At 64.2% G+C, this 24,319-nt stretch carries 17 protein-coding genes and 1 pseudogene; all 18 read right to left on the reverse strand.

Annotated elements, in window-relative coordinates; translation table 11 throughout:
- Positions 1 to 741 precede the first annotated feature (741 nt).
- The 18 genes and pseudogenes from JQ629_RS21480 to JQ629_RS21560 all read right to left on the reverse strand — a co-directional run bounded on the left by JQ629_RS21480 (position 742) and on the right by JQ629_RS21560 (position 24,226).
- A complete protein-coding gene (locus JQ629_RS21480) occupies positions 742 to 2,208 on the reverse strand; it encodes an HlyD family type I secretion periplasmic adaptor subunit (RefSeq protein ID WP_212414365.1) in 1,467 nt (488 codons plus the stop codon).
- On the reverse strand, positions 2,205 to 4,364 hold the full coding sequence (locus JQ629_RS21485) for a type I secretion system permease/ATPase (RefSeq protein ID WP_349631298.1): 2,160 nt from the start codon (positions 4,362 to 4,364) through the stop codon (positions 2,205 to 2,207). Before JQ629_RS21485 ends, JQ629_RS21480 begins: the two co-directional genes overlap by 4 nt.
- Before the next feature lie 959 nt (positions 4,365 to 5,323).
- A complete protein-coding gene (locus JQ629_RS21490; RefSeq protein ID WP_212414367.1) occupies positions 5,324 to 6,271 on the reverse strand; it encodes a sugar-binding transcriptional regulator in 948 nt (315 codons plus the stop codon).
- Positions 6,268 to 7,074 carry an inositol monophosphatase family protein gene (locus JQ629_RS21495; protein ID WP_212414368.1) on the reverse strand — a complete coding sequence of 269 codons (807 nt, stop codon included), beginning with the start codon at positions 7,072 to 7,074 and terminating at the stop codon, positions 6,268 to 6,270. The genes JQ629_RS21490 and JQ629_RS21495 overlap by 4 nt, the downstream gene beginning before the upstream one ends.
- Positions 7,074 to 8,615 (reverse strand): alkaline phosphatase D family protein, encoded by a 1,542-nt coding sequence (locus JQ629_RS21500; protein WP_212414369.1) that lies wholly within the window; start codon positions 8,613 to 8,615, stop codon positions 7,074 to 7,076. The genes JQ629_RS21495 and JQ629_RS21500 overlap by 1 nt, the downstream gene beginning before the upstream one ends.
- Positions 8,612 to 9,373, reverse strand: a complete 762-nt coding sequence (locus tag JQ629_RS21505) for a glycerophosphodiester phosphodiesterase family protein (protein WP_212414370.1) — start codon at positions 9,371 to 9,373, stop codon at positions 8,612 to 8,614. The genes JQ629_RS21500 and JQ629_RS21505 overlap by 4 nt, the downstream gene beginning before the upstream one ends.
- Positions 9,374 to 9,383: 10 nt before the next feature.
- Positions 9,384 to 10,304: an ABC transporter permease subunit gene (locus tag JQ629_RS21510; RefSeq protein ID WP_212414371.1), complete on the reverse strand. Its 921-nt coding sequence runs from the start codon at positions 10,302 to 10,304 to the stop codon at positions 9,384 to 9,386.
- 4 nt (positions 10,305 to 10,308) lie between these two features.
- Positions 10,309 to 11,382 (reverse strand): ABC transporter permease subunit, encoded by a 1,074-nt coding sequence (locus JQ629_RS21515; RefSeq protein WP_212414372.1) that lies wholly within the window; start codon positions 11,380 to 11,382, stop codon positions 10,309 to 10,311.
- Positions 11,379 to 12,716: an extracellular solute-binding protein gene (locus tag JQ629_RS21520; protein ID WP_349631299.1), complete on the reverse strand. Its 1,338-nt coding sequence runs from the start codon at positions 12,714 to 12,716 to the stop codon at positions 11,379 to 11,381. The genes JQ629_RS21515 and JQ629_RS21520 overlap by 4 nt, the downstream gene beginning before the upstream one ends.
- Before the next feature lie 304 nt (positions 12,717 to 13,020).
- On the reverse strand, positions 13,021 to 16,338 hold the full coding sequence (locus tag JQ629_RS21525) for a molybdopterin-dependent oxidoreductase (protein ID WP_212414373.1): 3,318 nt from the start codon (positions 16,336 to 16,338) through the stop codon (positions 13,021 to 13,023).
- Between the two features lie 25 nt (positions 16,339 to 16,363).
- On the reverse strand, positions 16,364 to 17,332 hold the full coding sequence (gene lhpI, locus JQ629_RS21530; RefSeq protein WP_349631300.1) for a bifunctional Delta(1)-pyrroline-2-carboxylate/Delta(1)-piperideine-2-carboxylate reductase: 969 nt from the start codon (positions 17,330 to 17,332) through the stop codon (positions 16,364 to 16,366).
- A 24-nt stretch (positions 17,333 to 17,356) separates the two neighbouring features.
- Entirely contained in the window at positions 17,357 to 18,019 is a 663-nt protein-coding gene (locus tag JQ629_RS21535) for a helix-turn-helix domain-containing protein (RefSeq protein WP_212269148.1), read from the reverse strand.
- Between the two features lie 69 nt (positions 18,020 to 18,088).
- A complete protein-coding gene (locus JQ629_RS21540) occupies positions 18,089 to 19,312 on the reverse strand; it encodes an ABC transporter substrate-binding protein (RefSeq protein WP_212414374.1) in 1,224 nt (407 codons plus the stop codon).
- Positions 19,313 to 19,407: 95 nt separating this feature from the next.
- On the reverse strand, positions 19,408 to 20,307 hold the full coding sequence (locus JQ629_RS37765) for a branched-chain amino acid ABC transporter permease (protein WP_312012323.1): 900 nt from the start codon (positions 20,305 to 20,307) through the stop codon (positions 19,408 to 19,410).
- A 138-nt stretch (positions 20,308 to 20,445) separates the two neighbouring features.
- Positions 20,446 to 21,321 (reverse strand): annotated as a pseudogene (locus JQ629_RS37770) (branched-chain amino acid ABC transporter permease); the annotation flags it as partial.
- 13 nt (positions 21,322 to 21,334) lie between these two features.
- Entirely contained in the window at positions 21,335 to 22,036 is a 702-nt protein-coding gene (locus JQ629_RS21550) for an ABC transporter ATP-binding protein (protein ID WP_212414376.1), read from the reverse strand.
- A complete protein-coding gene (locus tag JQ629_RS21555; protein ID WP_212414377.1) occupies positions 22,029 to 22,790 on the reverse strand; it encodes an ABC transporter ATP-binding protein in 762 nt (253 codons plus the stop codon). Before JQ629_RS21555 ends, JQ629_RS21550 begins: the two co-directional genes overlap by 8 nt.
- Positions 22,791 to 22,942: 152 nt before the next feature.
- Positions 22,943 to 24,226 carry an NAD(P)/FAD-dependent oxidoreductase gene (locus JQ629_RS21560; protein ID WP_212414378.1) on the reverse strand — a complete coding sequence of 428 codons (1,284 nt, stop codon included), beginning with the start codon at positions 24,224 to 24,226 and terminating at the stop codon, positions 22,943 to 22,945.
- Between the last annotated feature and the right edge of the window lie 93 nt (positions 24,227 to 24,319).

Genomic DNA, 24,319 nt, shown 5'->3' on the forward strand with positions numbered 1-24,319 from the left:
GAATGGGCGATTCGTCATGATCAGAATCGTACATCAACTCGCGAAAAAGCCGAGTTTCTTGCCCAGCCTCGACGGGCAAATCACTTCCGATTTACGGAAATTGTGTCAAGCCCCAAAACAAAAAATATTTCTGTTTACCAGAACTCCAATCAGGTGCATATGTTTGCCCATCCCGTCCCACTCAGAGGGCGTCGGCCGTCGTCACGGACGTTGGGCGGGTTGCGGTGGACGCCGATGTTGCGGAGACGTAACGCGACAGAGGCGTACGGCGAAGACGCGTGGTCCTGGCGCCCGTTGCTGGCGTCAAGTTCCTGAGAGGCCAAAAGCCGATTAGGGGCGACGGAGTCAATCGAGAACTCGTCTCCGGGGAGAGCGCGTTATAAGCCGTAAAGCCATTGCGCAGGGAATGTCGGATGTTCTCCGCTGCCCTGTATGCTCGTGTGCAGCCTACTTAGCACAATCCGCACACGAGACCGCGGGTGCAGCGCGCATCCGGCATTCCCTGCGCCCTCTGTTTGCAGAGGGCGGGAAGGTTACTGGCAAAGCTCGGGCGCAATGCGTCGCGAGATCGCGGCCACATATCCTCGTCGTCCCGGACAAGCGAAGCGCGATCCGGGACCCATAACCACAGGGAGAAGTTTTGCGAGCGGTCTCTGTTACCGAGCTTCATCGAGAGATCACGCGGTATGGGTCCCGGCCTTCGCCGGGACGACGTGAGAGATGGCGACTTCATCACCCCCCTCACCGCTCCCTGCCCGCTTCGTCGAGGGCCTGCATGATCGGCGAGAGCAGATACTGGATGACCCGCCGCTGGCCGGTCTTGATCTCGGCCTGCACCGAGAGCCCGGGGCCGAGCGCCTGCTTGCGGTCGCGGACGCGGATGCTGGTCTCCAGCAGGCGGATGCGGGCGGCATAGACGAGGCCGGGCTGGATCGGCCGGTTCTTCTCGTCGCGCTGCGGTCCGTTCGATTGCGATTGCGACAGGTCGATCGCATCGCGGCTGATGCCCTCGACGATCCCAGGCACGAGGCCATGGTCGGTGAAGGGGAACGCCTCCAGCTTGACCCGCACCGGCTGGCCTTCGCGGATAAAGCCGATGTCCTTGTTGAGGACATGGGCCTCGACCTCGATCTCGGCACCATCAGGGACGATGATCATCAGGGCCTGCGCCGGCTGCACCACGCCGCCGATGGTGGTGACGGCGAGCTGCTGCACCGTACCAGTGACCGGCGCGCGCAGCTGCAGGAACTCGCGGCGGCGCGTGGTCTTGCGCAATTCCTCGGCCGCGAGCTGCGCCTTGTCGCGGGCCTGGACCAGTTCGCTCACCGCGGTCTTGCCAAAAGTCTCGCGCAGCTTGCGGATCTCGGCCTCCAGCGAGCTCATCGCCGCCCGCGCCTTCACCGTATTGGCAAGCTGCACGTCGATATTCTGGATGTGTTCGATGCGCTGCTGCTCGTATTCGAGCAGCTTCAGGCGCGCGTAATTGCCCTGGTCGGTGAGCTTCCTGCGGGCTTCGAGCGACTGGTCGACCAGCGGGAGCGTGAGCCGGAGCTTGTGGATTTCGACTTCGGTGGACGCCAGTTCAGCCGCGCGCTGCGCGATCTGCTGGCGCAGGCTGGCGATCTGCGCCTCGTATTCCGCGATGCTGGTGCGGACGAACTGCTCCTCGACCGCGACGGTTGCGGGTGGTGCGTCTTCCGGCGCGGCGAAGCTGGTCGGATGACCGTCGAGATAGGCGAGCAGCGCCGCGTTGCGGGCATGCACCAGCCTCGACGCCAGCAGGTTCTGGCGCGCCTGCGACTCATCGGCCGTCGCCAGCGTCGGGTCGAGTTCGACCAGCGGCTGGCCCTCCTCGACATGCTGGCCGTTGGTGACATGGATGGCGCGCACCTGGCCGATTTCCATCGGCTGGATGGTCTTCACCTTGCTGGACGGGATGATCTTGCCGCTCGCCACGGCCACGACGTCGACGGTGCCGATGATCGACCAGACGAGACCCGCCGTGAAGAAGGCACAGGTCATCAGCAGCAGCATGCGCAGGCCGGGGCTCGCCGGCTTCTCCATGATCTCGAGGGCTGCGGGCAGGAATTCGTGATCGGAGATCGGCCGCTTGTTGCGATCGGCCTCGTTCTGCATGCCCCAGCTCGTCCGCAGCACCGCCCAATGCTTGGCGAGCGTCGGAAAACGACCGGCCAGCCACGCCATCATGTGCCGAGCCCCATTTGCTTGGTGTAGAGCTGCGCGTAGCGGCCCCCCGATTGCAGCAGCGTCGCATGATCGCCGATTTCGGTGATCTCGCCGGCCTCGACGGTGACGATGCGGTCGCACTTGCGGACGGCGGAGAGGCGATGGGCGATGATGATGACGGTGCGGCCGCGGGCGATGCCGGCGAGGTTATGCTGGATGACTTCCTCGCTCTCGGCGTCCAGCGCGCTGGTCGCCTCGTCGAGGATCAGGATGCGCGGATTGCCGATCAGCGCCCGCGCAATCGCGATGCGCTGGCGCTGCCCGCCCGAGAGGTTGCCGCCGCGTTCGTCGATCACGGTGTCGTAGCCATGCGAGAGGGCGAGGATGAAGTCATGCGCGCCGGCGAGCTGGGCGGCGGCGATGACGCGCTCCATCGGCAGGGTGGTATCGACCAGCGCGATGTTCTCGCGCACCGAGCGGTTGAACAGGATGTTCTCCTGCAGCACGACGCCGATCTGCCGCCGCAGCCAGGCCGGATCGACCAGGGCAAGATCGACGCCGTCGACCAGCACCCTGCCCTGCTCCGGAACATAGAGACGCTGCACCAGCTTGGTGAGCGTCGACTTGCCCGAGCCGGAGGGCCCGACGACGCCGAGCATCTCGCCGGCCTGGACCGACAGCGAGACGCCGCGCAGCGCTTCGGGCGCATCGGGACGATAGCGGAAACGAACCCGATCGAAGCTGACGGCGCCCTTGATCGGGGGAAGGCTTGCCCGGTTGGGATTGTGGTCGGGCTCGGCCGGCACGTTCAGCACGTCGCCGAGCCGGTCCACCGAGATGCGGACCTGCTGGAAATCCTGCCAGAGCTGGGAGAGGCGCAGGATCGGCTGCGCGACGCGCCCCGAAAGCATGTTGAAGGCAACCAGCGAGCCGACGGAAAGGTCGCCGGCAATCACCGCCTTCGCGCCGAAAAACAGGATAGCGACCGTGGTCAGCTTGGAGACCAGCTGGATGAGATGGCTGCCCCAGTTCGCCAGCGTGGCCACCTGAAATCCGGTGGCGGTATAGCCCGCGAACTGCTTCTCCCATTTCGCCCGCATCTGCGGCTCGACCGCCATCGCCTTCAGCGTGCCGATGCCGGTGACGGTTTCGACCAGGAAGGACTGATTCTCCGCCCCGCGGCGGAACTTCTCGTCGAGCCGGGCGCGCAGTGGCGGCGTGATGATGATGGAGATGGCGAGATAGAGCGGGATCGACAGCGTGACGATCAGCGTCAGCAACGGGCTGTAGGCATACATGACAGCGAAAAAGACGATCGTGAAGAACAGGTCGATCACGACGGTGACGGCGTTCGAGGTGAGGAATTCCCTGATACGATCGAGTTCGCGCACGCGGGCGACGCTGTCGCCGACGCGGCGGGCCTCGAAATAGGACAGCGGCAGGTTGAGCAGGTGCCGGAACAGCCGTGCCGAAAGCTCGCTGTCGACGCGGTTGGTGGTGTGCGCGAACAGCCAGTTGCGCAGCGCCGACAGCCCGGTTTCGAAAATCAGCACGGCCGCCAGCCCGATCGCCAGCACGTCGAGCGTCGTCAGCGACTGATGGACCAGCACCTTGTCGATGACGAGCTGGAAGAAGATCGGCGAGATCAGCCCCATCAGCTGCAGGAAGAAGGATCCGATCAGCACGTCGCGCAGCGCGCCGCGATATTTCACGAGGGCGGGAATGAACCAGCTGATGTCGAAGGGACGGGTGGCGCCGGCCATCAGCTCGCGCGTCGTCATGAGCAGCAAGCGTCCGGCATATTTGCCGTCGAAATCCTCCGCCGACCACACTTCCGGGCGGTCGCCATCGCCGCGCTGGATCAAAAAGCGCGTTCCGTCCGGCTGCTGGTCGATCTTGAGCAGGATGGCGGCCTCGCCGTCCTTCAATTCGGCGAGCGCCGGCAAAGGCACCTTGTGGAGTTCCGCGACTGCGCAAGGCTTGATCTTGGCGACGATGTTCAGGCGCTTGGCGATCCGGGCCAGGTCTTCCAGGCGGTAGCCCTCACCCGGCGCGCCGTGGTCATGGGCGATCTGGGCCGGATCGGCCGGCACGCCGAGGAATTTGGCGACCAGGATGAAGGAGAGCAGCGATACCGGGAATGCGGGACGATAGCCGTCCACTGCGTCCGCAGTCACGTTACGAGCATCGGCAACTATGTTCATCCGGACGTCACACCCAGCCAGCAGATTCCGGGTTCCGACGGACACTCGTACAGGATGTTGTCAGCCCCCCGCCCTTCAATGACTCGCGCAGAAAGCGAATGCAATGCAATGCATTCGATCCCGACCCGTCATCACGGCGCGCCCTTTCGAGCCACGGCGAAGGGGCTAACGCCATAGGCTTCGCGGAAATAGCGGCTGAAGCGACCGGACTTCCGTGATCTCCCGGTGCATATATCGTGCAAATATCGACTTCCAACCAATTGAAAAGATTGGACTCTCGCTCCAATCCATCATGGGGGCCGCGGCGTGAGCAAGTCTGTCTACGCCGCTTTTTCCAGGGTCATGGCCGCTCCGGTTGGAAGCCAAATCGTCGCATTTTGCATTCTTGATGCACACGCGAACCGAGTACACACCGTGGCAACCCACAAGGGTGGCTCTTTCAACTTGACCGTCCATCCCGCGTCGGTTGCGGTTCGGGTTCGCCGGCCCGGGTCGCGATCGCCGAGAAACTGATCGAGTACGGGTGCGAGCGGCTGTTCGGGCTGCTCGACCGGCACGGCATCAAAGCGACGGTGTTCGTGCCGGGTGCCCGCGCGGCTTCACTCAACCGCATCGGATTCGGACAATGCAGTTTCGCTGGAAGCATTCTTTCCCAATTCACGTCGCAACATTAGCGACGCTGAGGAAACGATGAGTCAGCCGGGCGACATCGCCCAGCTGGTCGAAACCGCTCTCATGCTGCCGAATAACGCCTCGGTCTCCGAACTGCTGGTCCACTGCCAGTTCGAGCCGATGCTGTAGCGATCATTTCGACCGCTGCGATTGGGCCGCGCGTAGCACTGGCACATGTCCGGATTCAAGTTCGCGGCTTGTCGAACCAGATCGCTCAGCCCATCTAAACGTGGGTCTTGCTCCCGCAATGGGAAACATGCTCACCGCCGCTTGCCGATCAGCTTGAGCGCGCCGGCGGCGGCCTTCTCATCCGTCACCAGCACTTTGCCGATCCGCCCCTGCAGCGCCGCCGCGATGACCGGCACCTTGTTGGTCCCGCCCGCAATCAGCATCACGGTCGGCGCCCGTGCCAGCTTCTCGATCGGCAATGCGATGGCGCGCGAATTGATGCCGTGGTTGATCTGCCGGCCGGACTGCTCGAGATACTGGCCGAGCACGTCACCGACGGCGCCGGCGGCGCGCAGATCCTCGATGCCGACATCGGGCGGCAGCCCGTGCCGCACCAGGAGCGAACGCGGCGAGAGGTCGCCCATGCTCAGCAGCGCAAGATCGATCCGCTCGACGCGGTCCAACACCTCCGCATAGACCTCCTGTGCCATGAAGGTGTCACGCGAGCGCCGGCTGCTGGCATAGATCGGGGCCGCCAGATAGCTGCACTTGGCGTGCAGCCGACGCGCAAGTTCGCCCGCGATCTCGAAAGTGTTGAGTTCGAGCCCGCGTGAGAGCCCGCCCATCATCGAGACGATCCACAGATCCGGATACTCCGCGGGCGTCACATGGCGGATGGTTTCGCGCAAGGTCGCACCCCAGCCGATGCCGATGGTGAGTGGCTTCTTCTCTTCCAGGAATTTCGACAAATAGGCACCCGCCGCCATTCCGATCAGGCTTGCCACCAGTTCGGGATTTTCCGGACTCGGGATCACCACCGCGTCGTCGAGCCCGCATTGCTGCCGCAACTGATGTTCGAGCTCGGTACAGCTTGCGAACGCCGAGTTCAGCCTGATACTCACGATGCCGCTGTGCCGCGCCTCCGAAAGCATGCGGTTGACGCGCGCCCGCGTCAGTCCGAGCCGCTCGCCGATCTCGGCCTGGGTCAGGTTCTCCATGTAATAGAGCCAGGCGACCCGCAGGATGGTCTGGTCACTCAAAGCGCAATCTCCTCGAGCAACCGCAAAAGCTCGTCATGGATGTGACCATTTGAGGCGATCTTTTGCAAATCGTCAAACTGCGAAGCCTCGCCTGCGATCGTGGTCACGCGTCCGCCCGCTGCGCGCACCAGCGGCATCGCGGCGGCGTGCGAGACGAGATCGGCCTTGATCGACACGAAGGCGTCGAGCCGACCGGCGGCGATCCATGTCATCTCGAGCGCGCCCGAGACCACGATGCGGACGCCGCGAACCGCCGAGCCGAGCCGCTCGATGATGGCAGCGGCCATCCGCACCTCGTCGGGTTGATAATGCGAGGTCAAGATCACCGATACCACCGCATCGGAAAGCGACCGCGTGCTCGACACCCGCACGGGTTCGCCGTTCACGGTGGCAAGCGCGCCCTGCACGTAGCGGGCGCAGACATCGGCCAGCGGCGATTGAACCAGACCGACCAACGCCTCATCGCCATCATGGTAGGCCGCACTGACCGAATACCACGGCAGCCCGGAGGCGTAATTCACGGTGCCGTCCAGCGGGTCGACGATCCAGCGCGGTCCGCTTGCGTTGCCGCTGAAGCCTCGCTCCTCCGACAGGATCGCCGCCCCTGGTGTCAGCGATCTCAATCCATCGATCACGATCCTTTCCGCGGCAAGGTCGGCGTCGGTGACGATGTCACGTAGTTCCTTGCGTGCGGTCGCAAGCGGCGCGCGCTGCATCGCGACCAGCGTCGCGGCCGCCTCCGCCACCACCGGCTCGGCGCCGCGCATCAGCGCCATCAAATCCGTCCTGGCGGATATCGGCATCAGGCTGCCTTCACGCCGGGCGCACCATCCTCGACCACGAAGGTCGCGAGCCGGCGCACACCGCTGCTCACGTCCTTGACGTCGTCGAGCGCCTCGAAACCGACCGTGCACGATCGCGCATCGAGTTCGACGGTCGCATAGCCACGCTTGTCGTCCCGCGCATAGGTCAGGGCCGGATTGTCGACGAGCGCCTTGGCCAGGCTGCTCTCGCTCGGCCCCTCGGAAGAGATCGAGGTGCCGACGAATTCGGTCGCGATGGTCGCTTCATGCGGCTGCGAATAATCGCGCTTGAGATCGGCGGCAAAGTAAGCGTGGCGGTCGCCCCCGATGACGACCGGGTTGCGCAATTTGTGCGACACGATCGAATCGAGCAGCCGGCGGCGGGCATTGGGGTAGCCGTCCCAGCCATCCATCCAGAAGCGGTTGCCGTCGTCCGCCTTGCGCTTGCCTTCGGCCATCAGAGTCTGCTGCGCCACGACAGTCCAACGCCCGCGACTGTCGCGCAAACGTGCGTCGAGCCACCGCTCCTGCGGCCGCCCGAGCATGGAGCGTTCCTCCTCGGTTCGTTCCGGACAGTCCGGCACCGTGGTCGGGCGCCCTCCCTTCACACAGGCGGGCGCGGAACGGTACTGCCGGTCGTCGAGCAGCATGATGTCCAGCATGTCGCCGAAACGATAATGCTCGTAGATGGTCGCATTCGGCCCGCGCGGGCGGGCGGATGGCGGCAACGGCATATGCTCGTAATAGGCCTGATAGGCGGCAGCGCGGATTTTCATGAACTGCTCCGGATCGCGCGTCGTGTAGGAGCGGTCATTGGCGTAATCATCCGCGACCTCGTGGTCGTCCCAGATCGACAACCACGGAAAGGCGGCGTGCGCCGCCTGCAGGTCGGCGTCGGATTTGTAGAGTGCGTAGCGATTGCGGAATTCGGCAAGCGACGTCGGAATCCCGACGCCGTGCTGACGTACGTGACGCGAGCCCCAGGACTTTTCGTAGATATAATCGCCGAGATGCACGACCAGATCGAGATCGCGCGCCGCCATGTCGCGATACGCGGCGAAATAGCCCTGCTCGTACTGCTGGCAGGAGGCAAAGGCGAAGCGGAAGCGGCTGTTGCCCCCGGCCGGCGCGGTGCGGGTACGCCCGACCGGGCTCACCGCCGCACCGGCGCGAAACCGGTACCAGTAGACGCGGCCCGGCCGCAGGCCTGTTGCCTCGGCATGCACCGAATGCGCGAGCTCCGCCGTCGCCTGCACGACGCCCTTCGTGGCGATACGCGCAAATCCTTCATCCTCCGCGACCTGCCACTCGACCTCGACCGGCGCAGGCGGCATGCCGCCCTCCTCGAGCGGTCGGGGCGCGAGCCGTGTCCACAAAATGACGCGGTCCTCGTGCGGGCAGCCGGAGGCCACGCCGAGCGTGTACGGGTCCGCGTTGAACGCCACCGGCGCACCGCGCACGATCCCGAATGGCGCGGCCATCGCGGCACTGGCCAGTGAGCCTGCGAGGAATCGCCGGCGCGGGATCGTGATGCCGCTCATGACGGCGCAGACGTGGACGTCAGTTCGCGCCTGATATTCACGGCGAGATCGGGCCGATCGGTGGTGATCTGCCGCACCGGCTGGGCGAGCCAGTGGGCGATATCCTGCGGCTCGTTCGTCACCCAGGCACCGAGCCGTTCGCGACCGAAGACTTTCAGCGCCAGCGGCAGGGTCAGCGTCAGCAGCGACTTCTCGACCGCCACGATGCAATCGGGTATCGCGGCGAGACGGTCGAACGCCGGCGAGATGCCGCCCATCATTTCCGCCGACCTGCGGTCCAGCGAGGCCAGCACCCGCGCCTGCGGCGACAGTCTCCGCAACGTCGCGATCACGTCAGGGACAAAGCAGGTGAGCACCGCGCGCTGTTCCAGCCCGCGCCGCTTGACCGCCTCGATGAGCCGCCCTTCGATTCCCGGATAGGGATTGCCGAAGGCGTCGGTCTTGATTTCGATGTGAAGCTCGAGCGGTGAGTCGCGGTACACGTCGAGCACGGCATCGAGCGTTGGGATGCATTCTTCGCCGGCCTCGCGCAGAGGGATGGCAGTCAATTGTTTCAGCGTCCGAACGCCGACCGGCCCGGTGTCATGCGCCGTGCGATCGAGCAGCGGATCGTGGATGACGACCAGCGAACCATCGACGCTCTGATGAATATCGAACTCGACCGCGTCAACACCAAGTCCACGCAGATTGCGAAAGCCGAGCAGGCTGTTCTCCGGCCAAAGGTCGCGGGCGCCGCGGTGTCCAGCGATAAAAACCATGATGGGTCCCCTATTTACTGCTGTCAACGAGCCCTTTGAGGAACCAGCGCTGCAACAGCAGAATCACCAGCGTTGGCGGCAGCATCACGAGCAGCGCGCCGCTCATGGCGATGTTCCAGGCCGGCTCGCTGTCGGCGCGCGGGATCAGGTTCTTCAGAGCGATCACGGCGGTCGCCATGTCCTTGTCGGTGGTGAACAGCAGCGGCCACAGATACTGGTTCCAGCCGAACAGGAACAGGATAATCGCGAGCGCGACGATGTTCGAGACCGACAGCGGCAGCAGGATGCTCCAGAAGAATCGCAGCGGGGACGCGCCATCGAGCCTTGCCGCCTCGCATAACTCATCCGGCACGGTGAGGAAGAACTGTCGGAACAGGAAGGTCGCAGTGGCGGACGCGATCAGCGGCAGGATCAGCCCCGGATAGGTGTTGACCATGTTCCATTCCAGCGCGATCGCCACATCGTGGCCGCTGATCCATTTCCAGAGATCGGCAACATGCAGCATATCGGCGAGCCACTGCAGCGGCAGCGCGGCGTTCGCCACCGCCTCGAACGTCGGCACGATCCGCACCTCGATCGGCAGCATCAGCGACATGAAGATCAGCCAGAACGCCAGCATCCGGTAGCGGAACCGGAAATAGGTGATGGCGAAGGCGGAGAGCAAGGACACCACGATCTTTCCGGCAGTGATGCCGAGTGCCACCACAATGGAATTGAGAAAGCTGCGGCTGAAGTCGGCTTTTACCCAGGCCGTCTGCAGATTGGCAAAAAACTGATCGCCCGGCAGCCACGGCAGCGGCACCTTCTGCACCTCGGCGATCGTCAGCGAGCCCGCGACGAACGCGAAGTAGAGCGGCACGCACACCAACATCGCGCCGGCGATCAGGATCGCGTGGCAGATCATGTCGAGGATGGGTGCGCGCTCCACCATGCGGTCAGACCCCGTAATTGACCTTGTGTTCGAAATAGCGGAATTGCAGCAGCGTGCAAATCAGCGCGAAGGTCATCAACAGCACCGACTGCGCCGCCGAGGAGCCGAGGTCGAGGTTGATGAAGCCATCGACGAAGACCTTGTAGACCAGGATGTTGGTCGCGCCGGCCGGCCCGCCATGGGTGACGGCATCGATGATCGCGAAGGTTTCGAAGAAGCCGTAGATAAAATTCATCACGGCGAGAAAAAAGATAGTCGGCCCGAGCATCGGCAGCGCGATGAGAAAGAACCGCCGTATCGGCCCGGCGCCGTCGACGGCGGCGGCTTCCATCAGCGAGACCGGCACCGCCAACAGGCCGACCACAAGGAAGATGTAGTCGTAGCAGATGTGCTTCCATGACGCGGCCATGATCACGAGCCACAGCGCGTCGTTCGGATTGCGATTGGGATCCCAGGAAATCCCGAGCGCGTGCAACATGTGTGCGAGCGGGCCAACGACCGGATTGAACAGGAACGCCCACAGGATGCCGGCGATCGCGGGCGCGATCGCATAGGGCAGCAGGATGAGCGTCCGGTAGACCGACCGCGCGCGCACCACCCGGTCGGTGGCGAATGCCAGAACGACGGCAATCGCCAGCGTAATCACGTTCTGCGCCACCGTGAACCAGGCCGTCGTCACGAGCGATTGGCGATACTCGCCGCTCGCAAACAGCGTCTTGAAGTTGTCGAACCACACGAAATGGACGGTGGTGCCGAACGGATCGCTCAACAGGACGGACTGCGTCAGCGCCCGCAGCGACGGGATGAAGAAGAAGAACAGCAGGATCAACACCTGCGGCAGCAGCAATAGCGTCGGCAGGCCGGCGCCGCGGCCGAAATTCGCTCGCTTCAGTCCGGGTTCCCGATCAGGCTGGCCACGCTTGGGCGCCCGCGCCTTACCGGCCCGTTCCGTCGCTACACTACGCCCGGCGGCAGGTTCGCCGGGCGACTTGTGCTGCGATCTGGTCAAGCCGGAAGGTCGGTCTGCCGGCGCTTCCGGCCAGATCGGCGAAGTTGCGATCGGGCTACTTGCCTTCATTTCGCTTCGGGGGCCCACTCGGTGCCTTTTCCGGCGTTGAGCTTCTCGAACTGGCGCAGGATCTCGTTGCCGCGCTTGACGGCATCGTCCATCGCCTGCTGCGGCTGTTTCTGGCCGGTGAACACCGCTTCCACCTCGCTGCGCTGCGCCAGCATCGTCTGCACGAAATTGCCAAAGCGGAAGCCGCGCGAATTGTCGTTGGGTGTACCGCGCGAGAGTTGCAGCACCGCGATCTCGCGTGTCGGATGATCCTTATAGTAGCCGCGCTCGCGCGCCAGCGCATAGGCCTTGTTGGTCGCCGGGACATATCCGGTCACGCCATGCCACCACACCTGCGTCTCCGCCTGGGCAACGAAATCGAGGAAGGCCGCGACCGCGTCGTAACGTTCCGGCGTGTGCCCCTTCATCACCCAGATGGCGCCACCGCCAATGGTGCTGTTGAGCGGAGGATTGATATCGCTCTCGTGCGGCAGGAAGGTGGCGCTCCAGTTGATCTTGGCGTTGCGTTCGATATTGCCGTGCGACGCGGTCGAATTGACGAAGGTCGAGCAGCGTCCGGAGGTGAACAATTGTTCCGGGCTAAAGCCCTGACCAGCGATCTGCATGACGCCATCATCGAGCCATTTTTTCAGACGCGTTACTTGCGAGACCACCTTGGTCTTGTTGTAGACGAATTCGGTGCCGAGTCCGTCGAAGCCGTTGGCCAACGTTCCGTAGGGCTGGTTGTTGATGGCACTGTAGTTTTCCAGCAGGCTCCAGAAGAAGTCGCCCGGCAGCACCGTGCCACACTCACTGACGCCCTTGGCCTTGATGGCGTAGAGCTGGGTCTCCAGCTCCTGCCAGGTCTCGGCCGGCTTGTCGAAGCCGGCTTTCTGGAAGTGGTCCTTGTTGTACCAGAAGATCGGCGTCGAGGAATTGAAGGGCATCGCCGACATGCGGCCCTTGTAGCTCCAGAAACTCGCCACCGGCTTGATGAAGTCGGAGAAGTCGACCTTGTAGCCCTTCTGGTCCAGAAGTTCCTGCACCGGCACCACGGCGCCGGACAGCAGCATGGTCATGTAGCCACGTTCGGCGATCTGCACCATTTCCGGCGGCCGCTTGGCACGATAGGCCGCGATCACGCCATTGGTCACTTCGTCGTAATTTCCCTTGGCGACCGCCACGACGGTATATTTATCCTGCGATGCGTTGAATTTCTCGACCAGTTCGCTGAGCCGTTCGCCCAGTACGCCGCTCATGGCGTGCCACCATTGCACCTCGACACGCGCCGCCTGAGCGGGCGCGGCCAACGCCAAAACCCCGAACAATGCCGCAATGAATGCAATCTTCTTCACGGGTGATCCTCCCTCAGCGGTCCAGTGAGCCGGCGCTTTAAAACCCAGCTTCGATCATTTGTATTTCTATAATGACATATGTGTCGCTTTGATGAAAGGGGGGCCGGGTGCAGGGATTTTATTGCGGGGGAGCGCTCGCGCTCGAGCCCGGCTGGTCAGTGTATGGTGGTGTATGGCGCAATCGACCGGAGCGCGGCGGCGCATTGGCCTTGAAGACCCCCACCATATCGCAGGAGTGGCGAGCAACTTGCTCAATCAGCCAAAGGATGCGCTGATGATCGGAGGCGTCGGTCTTGCTCGTGAGTCATGCGTCGATGACGAGATCGGAAAGTGGAACGGCCTGACATGTCAGGCAATGCCCCTCATCCAACTCCGAACAATCGACGAGATGGCGAACCTCGCCGGTCTTTACCGGAACGGCGCAGCTCTCGCATTGGCCGACACGGCAGCCGCTTGGAATCGCAATGCCCGCGCTTTCGGCCACCGCGAGAATGCTGGCCAGCGGCGCCTGCGGCGACCAGTTCAATGTGCGTCCAGAGCGGGCAAAATGAATTTGGCGCGACATGAGGCCATCGAGCGCAGGCGGCGGGGGCGAGCGGAAGCGCTCCTTGAAAATCTCGAAGACCGGCACGCCGCGCGCCTGCAGGCCTGCGGCTACCTCTTCCATCATCGCATCGGATGCGCACATGTAGATGCGCGCGCGCTTGCGCAGCAATTCCGCGTCGATATCCGACACGGTGAACCGGCCGAGCCGATCAAAACGGTCGCCGCTCCGTGGGCGGGTCAGATGCGTGACCAGCGTGAGATTCGGCAGGCGCTGCCGCAGCGCTTCGAGCCGATGATGGAACGGGCGGCTTGCGCCATCCCGGCAGCCATAATGCAGCGTGACCTGCGGCTCCTCGGCGGCGCCCTCGAGCGTATCGAGATAGGACAGGAACGGCGTGATGCCGATGCCGCCGGCAATCAGGACGACCGGAAACTCGTTGCGCAGCGGCAGCACGAAGCCACCCTTCGGCGACTGCAATTCGACGGTGTCATCAGGTGCGAGATCGTGCCTGATCGCCGTCGACACCTGCCCGCCCTCGATGTGCCTGACACCGATACGATAGGCATCGGGTGCCGGGATCGCTGCCCCGGTCAGCGAATACGAGCGGATCGCCTCGCCAATCCGGACGCCGACATATTGGCCTGGCCGGAATGCCGGAAGCGCCCCACCGTCGACCGGCCGCAATGTCAGCCCCACCACATCGGCAGATTCCTCGCGGCGCTCCGCAACGACGAATGAGCGCCAGCCCTGCCAGGCGGTGCTCTCGTCACGTTCGACGTCGCAGGTAAAGGAACGCAGCGCCAGCGATCCGCTGAGCGGATCGCGCCCGCGTTCCGAGATGATGGCGTTGAAACTGGCGCCGACAGGCCGCGTCTCGTCCGGCAGATAGCCCGGCAGGCCGAGATCCGGCGCAGGCTGCCACCAGCCGTAATCGCTCGCCACCACGTCTTGCGCGAGCGCGTCGTTGAAAGCGGCGCGGATCCGGATCGTGCCCTTGCGACTGCGCACCAACATCCAGTCGCCCTCCAGGATATTCTTGCGGCGGGCGAGTTCGGGATGGATCTCGGCGGTCGGCTCGGCGCGCTTGCGGCGCAGCGCGTTGATGCCGCGATGCTGGCTGTGGCAGAAATAACCGCTATTGGCGGAAAACAGCGTCAGCGGAAACGCGTCATCGCGGCGCTCGGCCGGCTCGATGAAACGCGGTACCGCCGGGTAGCCATGGCGATGCAGCAGTTCCGAATAGAGTTCGGCCTTGCCGGTCTGCGTGGCGAAGCCGGTCGTCTGGTATTTGCGATGGCCATGCTTGAGCGGCACGCGAATGCCTTCGGGCCTGGCCCGCAGCGTTTCGAGATCGAGGCCAAGGGGGGCGAGCAGATGCTCAAACCCCTTCTCGACATCGCCGCCAAAGAACAGTTCGCTCATGCCAAGCCGCTTGGCGAGCTGGAAGACGATCCACATATCCGAACGGGCCTCGCCCTGCCGCGGAATCATCTGCGGACGGAGTTGCACCAATTCCTGCGCCTCGGGCGAGATTTCGAAGCCGAGGCGCAATGCCTCATGCTCCCACGGGCTCGACACCGGCAGCACGATATCAGCCATCTCGGCTGTCGGGTTCAGGAACAGATCGCAATGGACCTGGAAGTCGAGCGCCTTCAGCGCCTCGCGCCCGCGCTCCGGCGCCGGATGCGACACCAGCAAATTGGAGCCGAACGCGAACAGCGCGCGCACGCGGTAGGGTTTTGCTGTCAGCGCCGCGTCGTAGAAATCGCTGGAGGTGATCCAGCCGTCGGCCGGCGGCCCGAGCGGCCGCGCCGACAGTCCGAGCGTGCGTGCGCGCGCCTCCGGCGGGATCATCGCCATGGAATGCAGCGACGGCACCGGAAGGCTCGGCATCCTGACATTGCCGCCCGGCGCATCGAAATGGCCGGTCAATGCATAGAGCGTTGCGACCGCGCGTTCGGTCTGGGAGGCATTGGTGTGCTGTCCGAGGCCGGTCCAGCCGTGATAGCAGACCGATGATGCCTTCGAGATCGCAGCCGCGAGTTCCTCAACTTGCGCCGCCGGGATGCCGGTGATGCGCTCGACCGTCGCGGGATCGTAGGGTTCGGCTGCCGCGACATAGTGATCGAAACCGGTGCGGCAGGCGATCGGGCCCTGAGGGCCGCTCACATCGAAGCATCCTTCGAGCGCGGCAGCCGCGAGCCCGCCCTCGGCCGGCACTGCTTTGCCCGCGACCGCGTCCCAGACCAGAAAGCCGCCGCCTTCAAGGCCGATATCGCCGGGGCGCAGGAAGCAACCGTCGCTATCGCGGATCAGGAAGGTCGCATTGGTCCAGTGCCGCACGAAGTCGGCGTCGTAGGCGCGGTTGACGATGAGCCAGCGCGCAAGACCGAGCGCCAGCGCCGCATCGGTGCCCGGGCGGATACGCAGCCACAGATCGGCATCGCGCGCTGAACCGGTCCGGCGCGGATCGATCACCGCAAGCCTGGCGCCCCTCGCCCGCGCGGCGCTGATTGCTTCTGCCTGGGCAAGCCAGACATTGGCGGGGTTGTGCCCCCAGAGCAGGATCAGTTCGGAGTTGCGATAATCCGCCGTGGGCAGACCGCACCCGAAGGTGAAGGCGTGGGCGTGGTCCTTGTGCCAATTGCAGATCTCCGTTGAGAAGCAATTGTTCGGGCTGCCGAAGCCGCGGATGAAGCGCTGGATCCAGTCGAGGCTGTCTGATGTCGACGACGAAGAGCCGGAGGTTACCGCGAACGCAACCGATTCCGCCCCACTCTCTTCCCGGTAGCGCCCCAGCCGCTCGGCGATCTCGGTCAGCGCCTCGTCCCAGGGAATCGGCACGAAGGCGGGATCGGCGGCGCCCTTCGGCGCGGTGCGTCGCAATGGCGTCTTCAGGCGGCGGGCCGAATGCGCGATCTCCGGCGCGGCCCTGCCCTTTGGGCATAGCGCCTTGCCGGTTGGGTGCGCCGGGTTCGGTCGTACCGCGACGAGCCTGTCATCCTCGACGACGTTGATCGTGCCGCAGCGGGAGCGGCAGAGCGTGCAGAAGCCAGGCTTTTCCTGCGTCGACATGGTCAGGCCTCGTTGCCGCACACCCTCACTCGGGAGGCTGCGCGCGTGAGTTCGGATTGGCCTCGTTCACCAGCAGGCTCGCGGCCGCAAGATCCTCGATCGCCGCGCCGACCGATTTGAACAGGGTGATTTCGTCGCGGTCAAGGCGGCCGGCTTTCGCGCCACTTGTCAGTTCATGCAGATCGCCGCAGATCCTGTCGGCGCTCCAGCGGCCGGCGGCGATCGGTTGCAGCAGGTCTCCTGCTTCGGCGAGCGCGCCAGGATAGGTATCGATGAAGACGCGGCAGCGCAAAATGGCCGCGTCATCGCTTTCGCGCATCTGCGGCGTAAAGGCACCGACCAGGTCGAGATGGGTTCCAGGCCGCAGCAGCGCGCCTTTGACCAGTGGCTCGGTCGACGTCGTGGCGCAGCTCACGATGTCGGCCTGCGGCAAGGCCAGGTCAAGGTCAGTCACCGGAACTGCGTTCGCGCCCTGCCGGACAAGCGTGTCGGCCAGAGCCCGCGCGCGCTCCGGATTGCGTCCCCATACCATCACCTTCTCGATCGGACGCACAGCGCGGTGAGCGGCGGCGAGATGACGCGCGACATGGCCGGTTCCGACGATAAGCAGCGTGCGGCTGTCCGCGCGCGACAGATAGCTGGATGCGAGCGCTGACGCAGCGGCCGTGCGGCGATTGGTCAGCGCCTCGCCGTCGATCGTCGCGCGCGGCTGGCCGGTCTGGCCGTCGAGCAGGAAATAAAGCGACGACACCGCACCGAGACCGCGCTCGGCATTTTGCGGAAACACCGTGACGAGCTTGACGCCGACGGCTTCGCCGCGGATCCAGGCCGGCATCGTCAGAAGACGCGCCGGCGCTCCATCGACGCCGACTTCATAGGCCTGCCGCAACGGCATCGGCTCGCCGTCGCGCTTGAAAGCCTCGCGCAATGCCTCGATCAGCTCGGGATAGCCGAGCGCGGCATGGACGTCGGCAGCGGAGTAGCTGCGCAGCATCGGGTTTATTCCTGTCCTACAATATCATGAGAGTGCGGTGATGCCGGTGCATATCCAGATGACCTCGGCATCTTCCTTGCTGATCGACACGATGGCGTGGCCCATCTTGCTGTCGAAATAGGTGCTGTCGCCAACCGCGAGCGTGACGGGGGCGTAGAATTCCGTGAAGACCTGGACAGAGCCGGACAAAACGCACAGGAACTCCTCGCCCTCGTGACGCACCCAGCCGGGGAACTCGTCGAGGCTGCGCGCCCTGATCCGCGCCTTGAATGGCAGGATATGCTTTTGCGAAAGGTCGGTCGCCAACACCTCGTAATCATAGGTGTCGGTGCGGTGCGGCTTGCCCTCGCCGGTGCGCGTGACGCTGCGACGGCCGAACGGCGCATTCTGGCGGCGCTGATCGAACAGCTCGACGATGTCGAGATCGACGCCGCGCGTGATCTTCTGCAGCACGTCGTAGGTCGGCGACATCTGGCCGTTCTCGATCTTCGACAGGGTCGAGCGCGCGACGCCGGTGCGCTCGCTGACCTCTTTCAAAGTCCACCCCTTGTCGATCCGTAACCGCTTCAACCTGTGACCGAGGTCATCGCTTCCCTCGGCCGGCGCGGCGTCGGCCGAGAAGCGGGCCGGTACAACCACTGTTGCCGTGGCCTCCCTCAGCGACGATCGCGTCGCAGTCTTCTTCATCGCGGCTCTCTCCCTTTTTTATCGCGGAAGTAAGGTCCCGGCGGCGGCCGTCGCCGCCGGGACCTTGCCTCACTTCTTGACGAGCGGACATTCGCTTTGGGCAAGAGACTGGAAGGCCTGCTCGCCGGGAACGGTAGCCAGGACATTATAGTAGTCCCATGGCTGCTTCGATTCGGAAGGTTTCTTGACCTGGACCAGCAGCATGTTGTGGACCATGCGGCCGTCCTCGCGCACCTTGCCGTCCTTGGCGAAGAAGTCGTTGACCGGCAGCTCGCGCATCTTGGCGGCGACGGCCTTGGCCTCATCGGTGCCCGCGGCCTGGATCGCCTTGAGATAGTGCGTGATCGACGAATAGACGCCGGCCTGCACCGACGTCGGCATGGCCTTGCGGGTCTCGAAGAAGCGCTTGGCGAAGGCGCGCGTCTCGTCGTTCTGGTCCCAGTAGAAACCCTCGACAAACGAGATGCCCTGCGCGGTCGGCAGGCCGAGGGCGTTGACATCCGTAATGAACACGACCGGCGCGGCGATGGCCTGCCCGCCCGCGATGATGCCGAACTCGTTGGCCTGCTTGATCGCCGTCGTCATATCCTTGCCGGCGGTGGCAAGCAGGATGACCTTCGCCTTCGATGCCTGCGCCGGCAGCAGGAAAGACGAGAGATCGGCTGCGCCGAAGGGATGGCGGACGTTACCCAGGACCTTGCCGCCATTCGCCTTGATCGCTTCGCTCGCGATCTTCTCGAGCGAATGCCCGAAGGCGAAATCGGCGGTAACGATAAAGAACGTATCGTTGCCCTTGTCGATCAGCGCCTTCAGCGGTCCGACCGCGTTTGAATAATTGTCGTAGACCCAGTGAAAGCCGGTGGGCGAACACTGCTTGCCGGTCAGGTCCGTCGTGCCGGGCGACGCGAACAGCGCCACGCGGCTGGTCTCGCGCGTCAACTGCTGTACCGCAAGCGCGATGGCGCTGTTGGTGACGTCTGAGATCGCGTCGACCTTCTCGTTCTCGATCCAGCGCCGGGCAATGCCGACGCCGACGTCGGCCTTCTGAAGATGGTCGGCGCCGATGATTTCGATCGGCTTGCCCAGAACCTTGCCGCCGAAATCCGCTGCCGCCATCTGCGCCGCCAGCAGCGAGCCTGGCCCGTTAAGGTCGGAATACTGGCCGGACATGTCGGTCAGCACGCCGATCTTGACGACGTCGTCGCTGACCTGGGCTGCGGCCTGGCCGGTGATGGCGCCGAGGCAGAGCGCGGCGGCTACACCACACAAGAGTCTGGAAGGCATCTTTCGCATGATCTATCCCCTGTTGTCGGATCCGCTCTTCCGAGCGGGGTTTGGTTCGGTCCTGTTCCACTTCCCCGGATGACGAAGTTTCTTATCGAGACGTCTCATTCCTTCGTCGCGACGGCCACTTTGCGAAGTACGGCTTGTGTCGCCGCTGGTGCCCGGCGCCGGCGATGCCAGAACTCGATCAGTTCGCCGACGATGCCGCGCCGGAAGGCGAGCACGCAGACGACGAAGATCAGGCCGTGAATGACGGTGACCCATTGTCCGAATGCCGCCAGATAGTTCTGCATGGCGACGACGATGAAGGCGCCGACGAGTGGGCCGTAGAGCGTGCCGACGCCGCCGAGAAACGTCATCAGCAATACTTCGCCCGACATCGACCAGTGCACGTCGGTCAGGCTGGCGATCTGGCTGACGATCGCCTTGGTCGAACCCGCAAGCCCCGCCAGCGCCGCCGAGAGCGTGAAGGCAACGAGCTTGTAGCGGCTCGTATCAAAGCCGAGCGACTGCGCGCGGGCGTCGTGATCGCTGATCGCCTTCAGCACGCGCCCGAACGGCGAGCCGACCAGGCGCATGATCAGGAAGAAGCCGCCGAGAAATATCGCCAGCACGAACGTGTAAAGGTTCGCCGGCCGCGAAAGGTCGATCAGGCCGAACAGCATGCCACGCGGAATCGCCTGCAGCCCGTCCTCGCCGCCGGTGAAGGGCGCCTGCAGCGCGACGAAATAGACCATCTGCGCGAAAGCCAGCGTCACCATGGCGAAGTAGATGCCGCTGCGGCGGATGGCGAGCCAGCCCGAGACAAAGCCAAGCACGGCCGCGGTTGCCGTTCCGGCCAGAATGGCGAGTTCAGGGGGCAGCCCCCAGGTCTTCGCCACATGGCCGCAGACATAGCCGGCGGAGCCCAGGAACATGGCGTGGCCGAACGAGACCAGCCGGCCATAGCCGGCGACCAGGTTGAAGGCGCAGGCGAACAGGGCGAAGATCATCGCCTTCATCATGAAGCCGGGATAAACGACGATCGGCGCGGCCGCGAGGCAGGCGGCGACCGTCAGGAAGATCAGGGTTTGCGTACGCGCTGACGGCGCCGGCGCCGACAGGCTCGACTGCGGTTGCCCCTGCGCGGCCTCGGGCTTCGATCCGAACAGCCCCGCCGGGCGGATCAGCAGCACCACCGCCATCACCACGAAGACAACCGTCGTCGAGGCTTCGGGATAGAAGGCCTTGGTCAGGCCCTCGATGATACCGACGAGGAAGCCGGTCAGGATCGAGCCCATGATCGAGCCCATGCCACCGATCACCACCACCGCAAAGACGACGATCAAGAGATCCGCTCCCATCAGCGGGCTGACCTGGTAGATCGGCGCGGCCAGAACGCCAGCCAGTGCGGCAAGCGCAACGCCGGCGCCGTAGGTCAGCGTGATCATGCGCGGGACGCGGATACCGAAAGCCTGAACCAGCATCGGGTTTTCGGTCGCGGCGCGCAGATAGGCGCCAAGCTTGGTCCGCTCGACAACGTACCAGGTGCCGAGGCAGATCACGACCGAAGCGGCGATCACCCAGGCCCGGTAGTTCGGCAGGAACATGAAGCCGAGATGGCTGCCACCCATCAGCGCCTGCGGAATCGAATAGGGCTGGCCCGAAGAGCCGAACCAGTCGCTGAACATGCCCTGCACCATCAAGGCGAGACCGAAGGTGAGCAGCATGCCGTAGAGATGGTCGAGCTTGTAAAGGCGTCGCAACAGCAGCATCTCGATCACGATGCCGATCGCGCCGACGGCGAGCGGAGCCAGGATCAGCGCCCACCAATAGCCGATGCCGAGATAATTGAGCAGAAACCATGCGCCCATCGCGCCCATCATGTACTGCGCCCCGTGGGCGAAGTTCACGATGTTCATCATGCCGAAGATCACCGCGAGGCCGAGGCTCAGCATGGCGTAGAAGGCGCCGTTGATCAGCCCGAGCAGGAGCTGGCCATAGAGGACCGCGGAAGGGACGCCAAGGATCGTGGTCATGATGCCCTTTCGGTCAGAGTCCGAGATAGCTTTTGAGCGAACCGAGCCTGCCTTCGAACGCCGCACCCGGGATTTCCTCGACGATGCGACCGAGCTCCACGATGTAGTGCCGGTCGGCGAGACCGGCGGCGAAGCCGACATTCTGCTCGACCAGGAGAATGGTGAAGCCGAGCGTCTTCAGTTCGGTGATGGTGCGGCCGATCTGGCGGATGATGACGGGAGCCAGGCCCTCGGTCGGCTCGTCGAGCAGCAGGATGCGCGCGCCGGTATGCAGAATGCGCCCGAGCGCCAGCATCTGCTGCTCGCCGCCGGACAGCTTCGTGCCCTGGCTGTCGAGCCGCTCCTTCAGGTTCGGAAACAGCTCAAGGATCTGCGCGACCGTCATGCCGCCGGCAGCGACCTTCGGCGGCAGCAGCAGGTTTTCGCGCACGCTCAGGCTCGCAAAGATGCCGCGCTCCTCCGGGCAGAAAGCGATACCCTTGCGCGCGATGTCATAGGGCGCGGCGCCGATGATCTCACGGCCGTTGAGCGCGATCGAACCCGAACGCTTGTCGAGCAGGCCCATGATCGCCTTCAGCGTTGTGGTCTTGCCGGCGCCGTTGCGGCCGAGCAGCGTCACCACTTCGCCCGCCCTGACACTGAAATCCATTCCGTGCAGGACCTTGGACTCGCCGTACCAGGCCTCGAGGTTGCCGACCGTGAGGATCTCAGGCATGCGCCTGCCCCGTATAGGCGGCCATCACGTCGGCGCGCGAGGAGACCTCCGCATAGCTTCCTTCCGCCAGCACTTCGCCGCGCACCATCACGGTGATCGTGTCGGCGAGTTCGGCGACCACATTCATGTTGTGCTCGACCAGCAGCACCGTGCGGCCCCGGCCGGCCTCGCGGATCAATTGCGTCACGCGCCCGATATCTTCGTGACCGAGCCCCGCCATCGGCTCGTCGAGCAGCAACACCTTGGGTTCGAGCGCAAGCGTCGTCGCTAGTTCGAGCACGCGCTTGCGGCCATAGGAAAGACTGCCGGCCATCGTCTCGGCATATTCCGACAGGCCGAAGCGCGCGAGCAACGCATCGGCGCGATCCAGCACACCACGATGGCGCGAAATCCGGCCGAGCAGATTCCAGGCGAGACCATGCTCAGGCAGCAAAGCGAGTTCGACGTTCTCGCGGACGGTCAGCCCGGCGAACACTGCCGAGATCTGGAAGGAGCGCACCACGCTGCGCTTGGCCATCGCCGGCATGCTGAGGCGGGTGACGTCATGGCCGTCGTGCAGGATCGTACCGGCCGAAGGCGGAAGGTATTTCGTCAGAAGGTTGAACAGGGTGGTCTTGCCGGCCCCGTTGGGGCCGATGACGGCGTGCATGCTGTTGCGGGCAAGGCGGAAGTTGACGCCATTGACGGCGAAGAAGCCGCCGAACTCGCGGCTGAGGCCGCGTGTCTCCAGAGCGTAAACGGCGCCATCCGTCATGCCTGTCCCCTGCTAGGTCTGGATCCCAGATTGGAGAGCCAGGTTAGATCCAGACCGCGCGTCCACCTTTGATCAAAAGTTTCCTATCGTCAACTAATTTCCGATGTGATCTTTTTGCTATTGTCCGGAATTCCGAAATCCGATGGCGGGACCTACCGCCGCGCCTGGACCAGATGAAGGAGCTGTGCCCCGACCTCGTAGTAGGCCGATTTGGCGTTCCGGAAGTTGGGCTTGGTCGGCGACGACGCCGGCAGCGGCAGATCTTTCTCGTCGAGTTGTCCAAGCGCGTGGAGCGCCAACAGGCGTCCGAAGGTCGTGCCGGGCGCAATGCCGCGCCCGTTGTAGCCGCTGAAGCCGATCACGTTTTCAGCGAGCTTGTGGAATCGCGGCAGGTTATCGTCGGTCATTCCGATCAGGCCGTACCATTCAGATTCGAATCTGACGTCGCCGATTTGCGGGAAAAGCTTCTTGAGCGCCCGCTTTGCCCAGGATCGGTGAACCGCCGCACCGGTCCCACGCAGCGCGCCACAGCTTCCGAACACGAGGCGGCCGGCACGATCGAAACGAAACGAACTCAGCACTTCATTGGTGTCCCAGGCCCCCTGCCGTTCGGGAAGAATGGACGCACGGATGTTGTCGGACAGCGGCTGGGTGGCAAAGTTGAAATAAGGCAGGTGGACCTGCTCCATCGTAACTTCGGACCAAGGGCCCGTCGCATAGGCATCGGTCGCCACGATGACGCGATCGGCGACGACGCTGCCATCAGCGGTTTGCAGCTTCCATTTGCCGCCAATTCGCGCGGCGGAGATAACTGCGCTACGGGTGAATATCTTCGCGCCGGCATTCAAAGCGATGCGAGCAAGACCCCGCGCATAGGCCAGGGGTTGGATCGTGCCCGCGCGCCGATCCCACAGCGATCCGGCGTAAGCCGAGGAGCCAATTTTCGCTTCGGTGTCAGCGGCGTTCAGCAACTCCACCGGCGCGCCGCGGCGGCTCCACTGAGCTGCGCGCGCCTCCAGTTCCTTCATCCCTTTGAGGCCGACGGCGCAATGCAGCGTGCCGGCACGCTCGACTTCGCATTCGATGCGATGACGGTCGATGAGATCGAACACAAGCTTCGGGGCGTCGCCCAGCAATCCGAGAAGACGCTCGCCGTAATCGCCGCCGAGCATGTCGGGCAGCACGTCCGGCATCACCCACATACCGGCATTGACCAGGCCGACGTTCCGGCCGGCCCCGCCAAAGCCGATCTCCACCGCCTCCAGCAATGCGACGTTGGCGCCGCCCTCGGCGAGATGGAGAGCGGCCGAGAGACCGGTATATCCACCACCGATGATGGCAGTATCGACCTTGATCGATCCGCGTAACTCAGCCGTTTCAGGCGCCGCCGGTGCGGTCAATTCCCAGAGACCGTGGGATCTGGCGTTATCTAGCATCGTCTGCGACGTCCTCGTCTGTTGCCGCCCGCAAGGTCTGGCTTTTCGAGGCGCGTTGACTGGTTCATTCCAATTCGGCAAGTAAGATGCCGA

Origin of the sequence: Bradyrhizobium sp. AUGA SZCCT0222, from assembly GCF_018130205.1 — a bacterium.
In the GTDB taxonomy this organism is placed as follows: domain Bacteria; phylum Pseudomonadota; class Alphaproteobacteria; order Rhizobiales; family Xanthobacteraceae; genus Bradyrhizobium.